Source organism: Fibrivirga algicola, assembly GCF_011742925.1.
GTDB lineage: Bacteria > Bacteroidota > Bacteroidia > Cytophagales > Spirosomataceae > Fibrella > Fibrella algicola.
On the sequence record NZ_WAEL01000001.1, the window covers coordinates 960,510 to 973,862 of the forward strand.

Below are 13,353 nucleotides of genomic sequence, written 5' to 3' on the forward strand. Positions count from 1 at the left end.
AACAAGGAGTAGAATTGTACTACAAGCGAACCACTCCAGATTATGAAGCCGAAAACAACTGACAGCGGCCCTGCCAACGCCTCTGATGGGCGCGATGGCTGGTCAATTGAACAACGGTTGGCCGACCGCCATCAGGGAAACAGTACCCTGGTTGAACAGGAGGAAAAACGCGAGGATATTGGTTTTGGTACTAAAATTAACGATGCCTCGTCGAGACTGGTTAATAAAGACGGCAGTTTCAATGTCGTTCGGGCGCATCAGGGCTTCTGGAATCAGATCAACCTCTACCACACGCTGATCACTATGCCCTGGCCGAAATTTGTGGCCCTGGTGTTCACATTCTACATCTCCTCAAATACGCTTTTCGCTTCGTTGTACGGATTGCTGGGGTACGAAAACCTCATAGGTCTGGGTAATGTAACCCCTCACACAACCTTTGGTCGGTTCATGGGGGCATTCTTTTTCAGCTCGCAAACGCTGACAACTGTAGGCTATGGCCACATCAGCCCAATGGGGTACTGGACCAGCACGCTTGCCGCTATCGAGTCGATGTTTGGGTTATTGTTGTTCGCTATGGCCACGGGTCTCATGTATGGCCGTTTTTCGCGACCGGTTGCCAGCATCCGCTACTCGGCGACGTCGGTTTTTGCGCCCTACCTTGATATCAATGGCTGGATGTTCCGCATCATCAACCAGCGCACCAACCAGCTCATTGACGTACAGGTAGAAGTGTCCCTCTCCCGCCTCGATCGAAAGCCAGACGGGTCGCTCTACCGCCGGTATTATCCGCTGAAGCTAGAGCGTAGTAAGGTCAGCTTTTTTCCCGCCAACTGGACGCTCGTACATCCCATTACCGACGACAGTCCACTGTATGGTTGCACGGCTGAACAACTGGCCGAGTCAGATACTGAATTTCTGATTCTGCTCCGGGGCGTGGAAGATACCTTTAATCAGGCTGTGCATAGCCGGTATTCGTATCGCTTCGATGAAATTCGCTGGGGGCAAAAATTCATACCCATGTTTTCGGGCAATCAAGTGAATGGCCGCGCTACATTGATTGATCTCGACCAACTGGACGAGACCATGCCCGCTCCGCTCAACTGACAGTGATCCGTGGCCGGTTCGGGCTTTCCCGGACAAACCGACGAGGAGTACTAGTTACCTGACGATTGAAAAAATGCTGATCCCTCCCTTTCTTAAACCCGGCGATACTGTTGTCATTCTGGCACCCGCCAGCCCGTTTCCGTACGACGATCTAGCCAATGCGTTTCATACCCTGCGCCACGACTGGCAGCTACTTGTGCGCGAAGGCGCGCATTTACAGTCTAGCGCAGGTGCGTTTGCCGGTACCGATGAGCAGCGGCTGGACGATCTCCAAAAGGCGATCAATGACCCATCAGTGCGAGCCATTTTTGCCGCGCGGGGTGGCTACGGATCGTACCGCCTCATTGAGCAGCTTGACTTTTCGCCGCTGGTTACGCAGCCCAAATGGCTGGTCGGGTTTAGCGATATCACCATACTGCTGAGTCATGTACAGCGGTTGGGTGTGGCCAGTCTTCATGCCATCATGCCCCGTCAGTTCCGGCTCGATGCAGTGGCGGAGGATATTGAAACGCTACGCCAGTGGCTGTTTGGGGAGACCGTGTCTCCTTACACCGTAGCGGCCGATAAGCTTAACCGGGTCGGAATAGGGCAGGGGGTGCTGACAGGCGGAAACCTGTCGCTGGTTATGCACACCCTGGGTACGTCATCAGAGGTCGACTGGGCGGGCAAATTGCTGTTTATCGAAGACCTGGACGAAACCGTATTTTCCCTTGATCGATCAATGATTCAACTCCGGCGGGCGGGTAAGCTGGCCGACTTGGCAGGGTTGCTTGTGGGTACGTTCTCCGATATGCGCGACAACACAACAATGCCTTATGGCAAAAACGCCAATGAACTCATCGCTGAAGCGGTAGCCGCCTATACGTACCCGGTGGCCTTTGGAATGCCTGTCGGTCACGAAGGGCGTAACCTGGCACTTCCGGTTGGGCTTCCGGGTACGTTGACCGTGGGGTCTGAAGGTAGTGCTCTGTCATTTGGCTAGGCAACTACTGGTTAGCCGCCTTATTTAGCGGGTTATTTAGGTAAATACACGCTGAACGTGCTGCCTATGCCGGGTTTGCTGCTGGCTGTGATGGCCCCGCCATGATTCACGACCACCTTAGTACAAATAGCCAGTCCAATGCCTGTACCAGCAAATTCACTCTTACTGTGCAGCCGCTGGAAGATCTGGAAAATGCGGTCGAGGTATTTCTCGTCGAAGCCAATGCCATTGTCAGTCACGTTTATCTCGTGGTACGTCAGGGCTGGTCGCGCGGGCCGGATTGAGGCTGGCAGTTCAGCAGCGTTAACCGATCGGCTGCTAATGTGAATTACCGGCTCTGTATTGGCCTGCCGAAATTTGATGGCATTACTTAGCAGGTTCTGAAACAACTGACCCAACTGCGACGCATCACCCTGCACATTAGGCAGTTGATCTACCTGCACGTGAGCGTTGGTTTCGCTGATGGTAATCTCAAGATCGGCCAGTACAGCGGTGACGAGTGCAGACAGGGGCACCACCTCGATCAGTTCCCGATGAGTAGCAATTCGGGAGAAACTCAATAAGTCCCGAATAAGCGTCGACATGCGGGCTGCAGCCGTCTGCATCCGCGTTAAATGACTGGTTCCTTCCCCTAACTGATCGGCGTACTGCTCTTTTAAAATGGTGCCGAACGACTGTATTTTACGGAGAGGCTCCTGCAAATCATGGCTGGCAATGTACGCGAACTGTTGCAAGTTATCATTTGACCGCTGCAACTCGTGCACCGATGCCTGTAGTTCGGCGGTACGTTGTTGTACCTGGCCATCCAGTTCGGTAGATAATTGACGGTAAGCCGCTTCGCTGGCCGACAGTGCCTTATTGGCCAGCACCAGGTCGGTAACTTCGGTGCACACTTCCAGCACGCCGGTTAATTTGGCGCCCTCGTAATATGGGGTCAGCAAGATGTTGAAATAGCCGATTGAGAGCTCGCCATTGCGCTGCAGGGGAATCTCCACTTTCCATCCCCGATCGGGAGTGCCACTCTGGTATACCTGCTGGCAACGGTCAACGAAGGATTGGCCGGTTAGTTCAGGAAATGCCGTCAATAAGGATTTCCCCAATATGCTGCCATCGCGTTGAACTAGCTCCAGCATAGCCTGATTGACCAGGTCGATGGTTAGTTCGTCCCCTTTCATGAGCATCATAGCCACCGGGGCATTTTGCACCATGTTTTGCAGCCGGATACCGGCCTGCCGCCTCGATTGGTCCAGAGTAATTTGAGCGCGAACTTTACTCAGTAGTTCAGGCCCCGAAAAGGGCTTGACCAGGTAATCATCAGCTCCCGCTTCCAATCCGTCGATTCGCGCCTCCTGACCAGCTCTGGCCGAGAGGAAGATGAGTGGAACGTGCGCCGTAGCCGGGTTTTGCTTCACCAGCCGTAATAATTCCTTTCCGTCCATGACCGGCATCATAATGTCGCTCAGGATCAGCTGGGGAATTGTATCCGAAAGTTGCTCAATCGCTTCAGCGCCATTCCGGGCCGTATATACCTTGAAATGGGGGTTTAGTAATCGGGTCAGATAAGCCCGCATATCGGCGTTGTCATCAACGACCAGGATACTCATGGCTGGATCCGTTACTCGGTCGTCGGGAATAGTAGCTACCTGGGGAACTGCCGGGTTCTGTTCAGAAAGCATAGCGATAGCTTCCTGAAGGAAAGAGTCAGCCAGACCACTGACCTGATTTTTGTAACTGCCCTCGATAAGTTGCCCTACTGGCAAATGGGCCTTGCCAAGCGGAATACGCACGGTGAAGGTACTACCCTGGCCTTCAACACTACTTACATTGACTGTTCCGCCATGTAGACTCACTAATTCATGCACTAGTGAGAGACCGATACCGCTGCCTTCGTAAGTACGTCCCCCCGCGTTCTCGATCCGGTGGAAACGTTCGAACATATGAGGGATTTCCTCCGCTGGAATACCAACGCCGGTGTCAGTGACACGGAGCACTGCCTGCCCCGATTCAGCGGCCAGGTCAACCTCGATACTACCCTGTAACGTATACTTAAAGGCGTTGGACAGGAGGTTAAGTACAATTTTTTCCCACATTTCCGCGTCGGCGTACACCACCGCAGACAAGGGTTGGCAGTCAACTCTGAATGCTAGACCGGCACGTTCGATCAGGGAACGGAAAGTACTGGCCAGATCGGTGGTCAGGCTAGTCAGGTCAACGGGGCGAAAGCTGGCTTTGGTCCTGCCCGCTTCGAGACGGCTAAAGTCGAGCAGGTTATTAACGAGCTTTAGAAGCCGGAGGGCGTTTCGATGCGTGGCTTCAACCGGTTCTCTGTATACGTTCAACTCAGTAGCCTGCATGAGCTCTTCCAACGGCCCCAACATTAGGGTTAGGGGGGTGCGGAACTCGTGACTGACGTTACTAAAAAAAGCCGTTTTGGTGCGGTCGATGGCCGCCAGGGTCTCGGCTCTTTTTTGTTCCTGCTGATAGGCGTACACGTTCGAATAAGCCGTGTTGATGGTATTGGCCAGCAGGTCGTAAAAGCTGCGATAATCCTGATCCAGCGCCCGCCGTGGGCTAACCCCCGCCACCATGAAGCCAATAGGTTTATCGCGGGTCGAGAGCAGAATAGGCAAACGAACAGCCGTATGCGGCGGCTCCGGGTAAGGCCCGGCAGCCAACGTACCTAGTTGCTTGCTAAGGTTGTCGATAACAAAGGGCTCCGTTAAATCAGACAGCCAGGAGGTCTCGTCTACCAGCAGATCGGTAAGTCCGGTCGGTAAGGCGTTCGTCGCTGTGAGGCCCATCGTGTTAACGAGTGTAGCCTGTTTGCCATCGTCGTCCAGTTCGTAGAGCAACAGAAAAGGCAGGTCCAGCGCTACATCATCCTGCATTTTGGTCAGGCCGTTATAAATATCCTGATTGGTCTTGGCTTGTCCGGTCAGGGCCGCCGCTATCCGCAGCACCTGCGTACGGCGGGCGCTGAGCATCTTGTCGGTAGTCTCGGTGATGGGATGGAAAATGCCGCCTACCTCGCCCGACTCATCGCGAATGGGGGCAAAGGAGAACGTCATGAAGGATTCTTCCAGATACCCATACCGATCCAGAAACATCCGCTGATCTTTGATGTAGGTGCCTTCTCCCTGCTGTCCTCTGGTAAAGGCATCGCCGACTACTGGCAAGGCGGTCTCCCAGCAAATCCGGAAATTCTGTCCCATCGATTCGGGATGCTTCGCTCCGCAGATTGGCCTGTAGCTATCATTATAAAGTTGAATCGTTTCGGGGCCCCACGCAATCAGAATGGGGAACGTCGAGGAGAGGCACAAGCTAACGGAAGTACGTAAACTTTGTGGCCAGGAGGCGATGGGGCCAAGTGGGGTAGTTGACCAATCCATTGAGCGGATCAATTGTCCCATTTCGCCACCACCGGCTAGAAATTGCTCCGATGATTCAGAATCAGTCATTCGTGTAGAAGTGCAATAAAGTAGAGTAACGCAGTAAAAATAGCTTACTTATAAAAAAGTACAGCCATATTTGGGCGATGGTTAGGTGTTAAATCTAGTCTCAGGGCTGTACGCGCCAACTAAATTTCGTCGACCGTCGACGTACCTGACGATTCGTCGCCGGATGTCCAGCGCCAGGTTTCGTGCAGACGTATTTTCCCGGTCGGCAATACTTCCGGTGTCGACTGGCAACAGCCCGTCATTAGTTGCCCGTCGGTGTTGATCTGTTGATACCGAAAGTCGAGCTGACCGTCTTCACCGACTAACCCTAATAGTTGCCCCGTCACGATACGGCCACCACAATATTTGCCTGTCAGAATGTTGCCGGTTTGTTCGTAGTAAAAAATCGTTGCTGTCGAGGTTTCACCGTTCGCCGTATTTCTGACAGCACGGAATATTTTGTTATTGTAATTCATAGGTTATCTACGTCCGTCCGAATCGGTGTTTATGAGCTGCCCAGAGTAGGCTCAGATGGATTTTGAAATGCGTAATGAACTGATATACAAGTCGATGTGATAGCCATCCGGTGAGCGCACCGCCTGCCAGTCCAGCCAATGTGCCGGTGTAGAGAGCCGTCTGGGTAGTAAACCAGTGGTGAAATTCATTCAGGATAAACAGGCCGATGAGGCCCGCCGCTGCGCCGAACAGCCCCAAACAGCTAATCCAGAAAACGGAGAAATAGGTCGTTTTAGGACCAATCCGAAGGCCGAACAATGAAGAAGTCGACAGGACCCCAAACGAAATGAGGCCGGCAAGAATACTGATACCTACTAGCGCAATGCCAATGCCAATACCGATGCAGACTAAAAAGAAAACCAGGAAGACGAGCGCGGCAGCAAGCAGTCCGGGGGCAAAATCATCTAATTCAGATTGAACACTGGTTCCGCTCGAAGCAGATGTTACAATAGCCGGCGTTACCTGAGTTGCCTGTTCAGGAACTACCTGACCGAATGCCAGCGTACCATACAGTGTAAATACCCAGATAACCAGTAGTCGTAAACGGTGCTTCATCGTTGGTCAGTTCGTGTGTTGGTTAACCACTTTATCACGCATTGGTTAACTGACTCATGAGCCAACGGACAGAATTGGACTCTTATAAAGTTACGATCTGATCGCCGATAGGCCAATGATTGGTTGCGCGTTTACTATCGCTGTCCAGTGTTCGGGGCCATAGTCCGCCAGGCTCTCGGGAGATGCCTCAACAGCATGCCACGTAATGTGGGTGAGGCCTGCCTCCTCTAGAACGCGTTCATGCGTAGCCTTTGCCAGGTGGTAGTTTGTAACGGCAATATGCGACTGATCGGGCTGATAAAATCGCCATATTATTTCGGCACCCTCGGCATAGCTTTCGTTTTCGCGGGTGAATCCGTAGAGAAACATAGCCTCTACGGTGGCCTGATAATCAGGATTACTATTGATCGTGACAAACCGGCCACCGGGCTTCAAGTGATTAGCAATCACCCGGCCCATCTGAAGCAGTTCAGCAGCAGTTCGGGCGTAATTGAGCAGATACGACGCGCAGATAAGGTCGAATTGGCGGTCTAGGTTTAATACTAGCGCATCCTGACAATGATAAACCAGGCCAAGCGGGTTTTGTGCTTCGGCTTCCTGCGCCAGTTGGATCATACCGTCTGATATGTCGACACCAACAACCTCGGCAGCCCCCCTCAGCTTGAGCTGCCGAGTATAGAACCCCTCGCCACAGGCTAAATCCAGCACAGTCAGCCCGGTGAGGTCGCCGGCCAACCCGAAGAACGTGTGCGACTCAACGTGTTTTCGCCAGGGCAGCATTTTAGATGCCTGATACTCTTTGGCAATCGCGTTGTAGTTGGTAGCCATGATGCGCTAGATTCTGGTGAATAGAGGCAAGAAAGTAGGTACGTGTCCATTCATGTAGCCGAATAGTTAGTAGGTGGTGGTGTAAGTAGTCGAACAGGGTCAGTCTGTAGCGCAGTAGCCCCTAAACGACCGATGCCACTGCGGATGGGCAGTGGCATCGGTTACTCAACTAAACTCAGGTACGTACCCGGTTACCGGGCAATTTCCTTACACGTTTATTGGCCGATCGGCTGGGGTAACGGGTTGCTGACCCCGTAGCGAGAACCATAGCCCGGCAGCCACCAGCGCAATCAGGAGCAGGTTAGCGACCAGGTCGAGCGTGTTGCCAAGAGCAACGATAGGCGGGTCGAATCTAAACTCGATCGTGTGTTTACCGGCTGGTACGCGCATACCCCGCAGGATGTAATCGGTCCGGAAGTGGGCTGTTTCTTTGCCATCGACAAACGCTTTCCAGTCGTCGTTACCCCGGTAGAAGATCTCCGAGAACACTGCTATCTGCTCGGTCGGGCTGTCGCTCTGGTAGGTCATCTTATCGGGCGAGTAGGCGGTGAGCTGGATCGTTCCGGCAGGCGACAACGTACCCGGAAGGCCGGTCAACTGGTCGGCGTACCGTTTGTCAACAACGGCGGTCTGTTGAGCGTTCAGGGTTTTGAGCGCGGCCATTTCCGCGTCGGCGTCGGCCACCTGCTGTACGTTCTGCACAAACCAGGCATTGCCCAGGGCGTTGGGGTTCACCTGCGCCGCTGGCTGCCCAACAGGACGGCCCGTACTGTCGACCGGGGGCGAAATAACGTACTTCACGTTCAGCATGTTCAGGATATTCTCGGCATTGCTGTTAAACGCGTAGCTGATCATCTCCTGATACCGCTGCAACTTGGCGGCGCTGTACCCACCAATCGACTTGTGGAAAAACGAGGCCCGGTTGGTATTCATGAAATTGAAGTTACCCTCGGCGTTGTCGAACACCCGGTAGCTCAACGACTTATCCTGCAGAATTTGAGCGTCTGCGGGCGTTTCTTCGAAAGCCGAATCGACGGTAGAGTGGGGGATGAAGCTCTGGCTGTTGATAAACCGACGGCCCAGGCTGTACACGTCGACGGTGTTGAGTAGGAACAGCAGCGGCAGCAATAGGCTGGCTTTGATTTTTTCGGTCAGGTAGAGCCAGATCAGACCAGCAGCCAGGGCGATATAGAAAAACGCCCGGAGTGCATCGGTGCGCAACAGGCTGGCCCGGTCGCTTTGCAGAGCGCGCAATAGGTCGGTAGCATCAGCACCAAACATGGCGGTATCGTTCGGCCCCTGGAACCCAAGCAGGCTACCGCCCAGCAATGCCAGTAGCAACGCCAGACCGCCCGTCAGGCCAAAGGCGATCAAGAAAGGACGACGAATGGCGTTGAACGTTGGCTTATCGGTTAGCAGGGCTTGCAGGGCCAACACCGCACCCCCACCCAGGAAGATCGGGGTCATGGTGAGCGTCATGGTTACGGCCCTGAATTTGTTGAAGTAGGGCAGGAAGTTGAACAAGAACCCGTTGAACCATAGCATGTTTTTGCCCATAGCCAGCAAGAGGGTTAGCAGTACACCACCCAGCATAAACCACCGCAGCGATGACCGGCTGATAAACAGACTGAGCACAAATAGAAAGAATAAAATAGCCCCCGCATAAGCCGGGCCGTTTGTGGTCCCCCAATACGTTGGAATCTGGCCAATCATTTCGTCGGCAGATAGCCCTCTATTGACCAGCACTTTGTAAGTGTCCGACTTGCTGTCGAGTTCGCCCGAGCCAGCCAGACCACCATACAGATTCGGAACGAGCATGGTGAGGGCTTCACTTACGCCATAGCTATACTGGAAGGCGTATTCTTCATCGAGGCCATCGGCGGGTTTGGCTGACTGTGCAGCCTGACCCGGTTCGGTCACGGCAGTTGACTTTGCCGTCAGTTCCGACTTGCCCCGCGTTGTTTCTTTTGAGTATTGGTTCAGCAGCAGCAACCGCTTGCTGAATGAAGCCATACCGATCCCGGTGGTAACACCGAAAATAGCCAACCCAACCAGTAGCTGACGTACCTGACTCTGTTTAACCATTCGAATGCCTTCAATGACCACATACAGGCCGATGCACAGGAACACGTAATAGGTGATCTGTACGTGGTTGGCGCTGATATTCAGGCAGGTAAAAAGCGCCGTAACTGCTGCCCCCGACCAGTACCGGCCCCGCAGGCAGAGTACCAGACCCGCCAGCATACCAGGGGCATAACCCAGCGCCAGAATCTTAGAAATATGCCCCGCTTCTATGGTAATCAGGTTCCAGGAAGCTAATCCGTATGCAACGGCTGCCATTGCGGCCAGCCAGCCCCGCGACGTACCTGACAGTCCCGGTTCATTTGTATCGGTGGAATTCCGGCTCAGTAGCACAACCAGCAGGATATACATGCCGAGCATCTGCATGAACACCACATCGATCGGGCGGGGGAAGAGCCTCAGTACGGCGGCGGCCGTCAGGCCAACGTAGGTGTTGGGGTAATCGTGGGCAATGAGGTAGCCGGGCATACCGCTAAATAGCGCATTGGTCCAGTTGGGAAATTGGCCGGTTTCTTTTTTGTACTGCCGTAGTTCCATGGTGGCAGCATTACCCTGCCGAACGTCCTGAAGCGGTAGTTCTTTTCCCTGCCAGGCAGGAAGGAAATAGATGGACGTGATAATGAATAGCCCGAGAATAAACAGCAAATGCGGCCGTAGCCGTTGAAATAGGGTGCGTTGTTCCATACGACGCAAAGATATAGTTTCAAGCGGTCCGCCGCGCAGTTTCAAGCGTCACACGGTACGCTGCCGAGGCCTGAAATTTTAAAGGCTCCGCCAACCACCTAAACGGTAGGTCAGCGGAGCCCTTGAAACTTAACCCGCAGCGGTGGACCGCTTGAAACGTGAAACTTGACAGTTAGACTAACCCGTACTGTTTCAGCACCGCTTCGGGTGGCCCGTCCCAGTTGTTGGGCGTATTGCCTTTGTAACCCAGGTCTTCGATCCCCATTTTACTGGTGTAAAAACCGGTGAGTGTGAAGTTGCGCATCAGCGTAAAAAAGGCGGCTCCCTGCGAAAATTCCGGTTTGGTCTGTTGCGGGTAGGCAATCAGGTCAACCATCTCGATTTGTTGCGCCCGGGTTGCTTCGGCAAACGGCTTACCAAAACGTTTGCGGCACTGATTGTCGAGCCACGCCAACCCACCGCGCATGGGTGTCTGATTGACCGGCTGATCTTTCATCATAAATTCGATAAACGCCGGCACACCCGCCTGCGACGCGCTGCCCGATTTGGCGTCAGCGGGCAAAATAATGTCGGCCAGGAGAGTAACTGTTTTCAGCTCGGCGGGGGTGAAAAATTTCTCGGCGTTCAGCTTCACGTCCCGTTCTGCTTCAAACGGTTGCCGGCCACCGGGCACTTTCAATGGAACCTTCTTATCGGGTGGCGCTGGAACAGCCGCTTCTACCGGCCCGACAGCCAGGCCAAGACTACTGAGCGATAAGGCTTTAAGGGAATCTCTGCGCTTCATGAATACGTTTGACGTTTAAGGTTTGATGTTTGACGTTAGAGAGGAGCGTAGCTTACCTCATCTTCCGACACCTGATATTTGTTGCCTTTGATACCGGCCTTATTTAAGTAACTGATGAAATTGGTGATCAACTTGCTGATGTCTTCTGCCATCTTGTAGAGGAGATCAAACGTGCTTTGGTCGATGTATGTCTGATCAAGTGCACGATACAATGGAGAGCGAACTTCACCAGCCGACCCTTTGGCAATACTCAAAAACTGAATAAGCTCACCCTTTCCTCCTCGTTCGAAACCCTCAGCAATCTTGTCCATCACCGAACCACTTGCCCGGCGAATTTGACTTCTCAAATCGAGGTCTCGGGCAAAAGCGCCCTGCTTTGAAAGCCTATACACTTCCTGAGCCAGCTCGCGGGCTTTTTGCCAGGATTTTAACTCTTCGAACCGCTGGATGGTAGCCATTTCTTGTTTGAATGTTTGTGGTTTGACGTTGCCCTGCTTAACTATCGTTTTGTTGCCCGGCAGCGCAACGTCAAACCACAAACATCAAACTAACTTAAATATTCTTCTTCTTCACCTGATCGATCAGGTAATCAGACGTGCGCATCGACGAGGCCAGAATGGTCCAGGTAACGTTCTTGTCGCCCTGGGTGACGAACGGGGCGGCGTCGACAACGAACAGGTTTTTTACCTCGTGTGCTTGCTGGAAGGCATTCAGGGCCGACTTTTTCGGATCGTTACCCATCCGAACAGTGCCGATTTCATGGATGATCTTACCGGGCGCTTCCAGACCGTAGCCGTGATTGGTTTTCGGGCCGGGCTTTTCACCGAGTGGGATAGCACCCATCGCGTGGAAAATCTCCTCGAACGTATCCTGCATGTGCTTTGCCTGCTTCACCTCATAATCGGACCACTTGTAGTTGAAACGGAGCGTTGGAATGCCGTATTTGTCGACCTTGTTGGGGTCAATCTCGCAGTAGTTGCTTTCGAGCGGCACCGGTTCGCCCCGGCCGGCCATGCTGACATAGGCACCGTAAAAACGGCGGGCGTCTTCTTTCAGGCGCGATCCATAGCCACCGGCTGGCAAGGTTTTCCCATTGGCATATGGGTACTTGCCATTCATGCCGTCGAGGCCCATACCGAAACCGTAGGAAGGCATACCCATGCCGCCGCCATATTCGATATGATAGCCACGGGGGAAATCAAGCTTCTTGTTGTCGAGCCACCAGGGCGTAAATACGTGCATACCGCCAACGCCATCTTCGTTGTACCGCACCCGGTCCATCAGCGCCGGCACAAAGGCTGCCCGCGAGGCGCCCGTTGAGTCGTTAAGGTACTTGCCAACCACACCGCTGCCGTTTGCCAGCCCGTTTGGGTGCCGTGCCGACTTGGAGTTGAGCAGGATACGAGCCGATTCGCAGGCACTGGCGCCCAGCATCACTGCTTTGGCCCGTACCGTGTGTTCCTGTAACGTACCTGTATGCACGAAGCTCACGCCCGTAGCCAGGCCCGTTTGCGGATCGGTCAACACTTCGCGGCACATGGCCCCGTTGATCAGCGTAACATTGCCCGTTTTGACGGCTGGAATACACAAAACCGACGACGATGAGAAGTCGGCATAAGCCTGACAGCCCCGGTTACACTGGTTACAGTAGAAACACTGACCGCGCTCATTGTTGATGGCTTTCGTCAGAATAGACAGACGCGACGGGATAACCGGAATACCAATGCCTTTGCCCGCTTTCTGAATGAGCCGCTCGTGCAAACGGGGCTTGGGTGCTGGTAGAAAATGGCCGTCGGGTTCGTTGCGCAGGCCTTCCTTAGAGCCAAACACCCCAATCATCTTATCGACTTTGTCGTAATACGGGGCCAGATCGTCGTACGTAATTGGCCAGTCGTCACCAACGCCGGTCATCGAACCGCGCCGGAAATCGTCGGGACCAAACCGCAGCGAGATACGACCCCAGTGGTTGGTTCGTCCACCCAGCATACGCGACCGAAACCAGTGGAACTCAGTGCCCGGATTGGCCGAATAGGGTTCGCCCGCAATGTCCCAGCCACCCCAGGCGGCGTCGAAGTCACCAAACGCACGGGTTGTGCCCGCTCCACGCCGGGGCGATTCATAGGGCCACTTGAGTTGAGTAATGTACTTGGGGTCGGCAGGGTCAAAATAGCCACCTGCTTCGAGGAGCATTACTTTGGCGCCCGCTTTGGCCAGCATATTAGCGGCCATACCACCGCCAGCCCCGGAGCCGACAATGACAACGTCGTATACGGTGGGAGTTTCTTTAATCTGGAAAGAATCCATCTAGTACCCGGTTTTGATTTGATGAATGCGTAAGGGCTATGTCAACAGCCGCATGCTTACACCTTAGGTAAAGGCAA

The 13,353-nt window shown here is 53.7% G+C and carries 10 protein-coding genes; 2 read left to right on the plus strand and 8 right to left on the minus strand.

Annotated elements, in window-relative coordinates; all coding sequences use genetic code 11:
* Positions 1 to 42 precede the first annotated feature (42 nt).
* Together F7231_RS03905 and F7231_RS03910 are read left to right on the plus strand one after the other, a co-directional pair.
* Positions 43 to 1,104, plus strand: coding sequence for an ion channel (locus F7231_RS03905; RefSeq protein ID WP_166690947.1), 1,062 nt, complete (start codon positions 43 to 45; stop codon positions 1,102 to 1,104).
* 73 nt (positions 1,105 to 1,177) lie between these two features.
* A complete protein-coding gene (locus F7231_RS03910) occupies positions 1,178 to 2,086 on the plus strand; it encodes a S66 peptidase family protein (RefSeq protein ID WP_166690948.1) in 909 nt (302 codons plus the stop codon).
* Between the two features lie 32 nt (positions 2,087 to 2,118).
* Here the strand turns inward: F7231_RS03910 and F7231_RS03915 are convergent, their stop codons facing one another.
* The 8 genes from F7231_RS03915 to F7231_RS03950 form a co-directional block, all read right to left on the minus strand.
* On the minus strand, positions 2,119 to 5,544 hold the full coding sequence (locus F7231_RS03915; RefSeq protein WP_166690949.1) for an ATP-binding response regulator: 3,426 nt from the start codon (positions 5,542 to 5,544) through the stop codon (positions 2,119 to 2,121).
* Positions 5,545 to 5,663: 119 nt separating this feature from the next.
* A complete protein-coding gene (locus tag F7231_RS03920; protein ID WP_085414595.1) occupies positions 5,664 to 5,999 on the minus strand; it encodes an avidin-fold protein in 336 nt (111 codons plus the stop codon).
* Positions 6,000 to 6,006: 7 nt separating this feature from the next.
* Positions 6,007 to 6,594: a hypothetical protein gene (locus F7231_RS03925; protein ID WP_166690950.1), complete on the minus strand. Its 588-nt coding sequence runs from the start codon at positions 6,592 to 6,594 to the stop codon at positions 6,007 to 6,009.
* A gap of 90 nt (positions 6,595 to 6,684) precedes the next feature.
* Complete coding sequence (locus tag F7231_RS03930) at positions 6,685 to 7,422, minus strand: class I SAM-dependent methyltransferase (RefSeq protein WP_166690951.1); 738 nt, start codon at positions 7,420 to 7,422, stop codon at positions 6,685 to 6,687.
* Positions 7,423 to 7,629: 207 nt separating this feature from the next.
* On the minus strand, positions 7,630 to 10,188 hold the full coding sequence (locus tag F7231_RS03935; RefSeq protein ID WP_166690952.1) for a putative glycosyltransferase family protein: 2,559 nt from the start codon (positions 10,186 to 10,188) through the stop codon (positions 7,630 to 7,632).
* 172 nt (positions 10,189 to 10,360) lie between these two features.
* Complete coding sequence (locus tag F7231_RS03940; protein ID WP_085414591.1) at positions 10,361 to 10,972, minus strand: gluconate 2-dehydrogenase subunit 3 family protein; 612 nt, start codon at positions 10,970 to 10,972, stop codon at positions 10,361 to 10,363.
* Positions 10,973 to 11,007: 35 nt separating this feature from the next.
* Positions 11,008 to 11,430 (minus strand): four helix bundle protein, encoded by a 423-nt coding sequence (locus F7231_RS03945; protein WP_166690953.1) that lies wholly within the window; start codon positions 11,428 to 11,430, stop codon positions 11,008 to 11,010.
* Between the two features lie 94 nt (positions 11,431 to 11,524).
* The gene (locus F7231_RS03950; protein ID WP_085414590.1) at positions 11,525 to 13,276 is read right to left on the minus strand and encodes a GMC oxidoreductase; all 1,752 of its coding nucleotides are present in this window, start codon (positions 13,274 to 13,276) and stop codon (positions 11,525 to 11,527) included.
* Positions 13,277 to 13,353 lie beyond the last annotated feature (77 nt).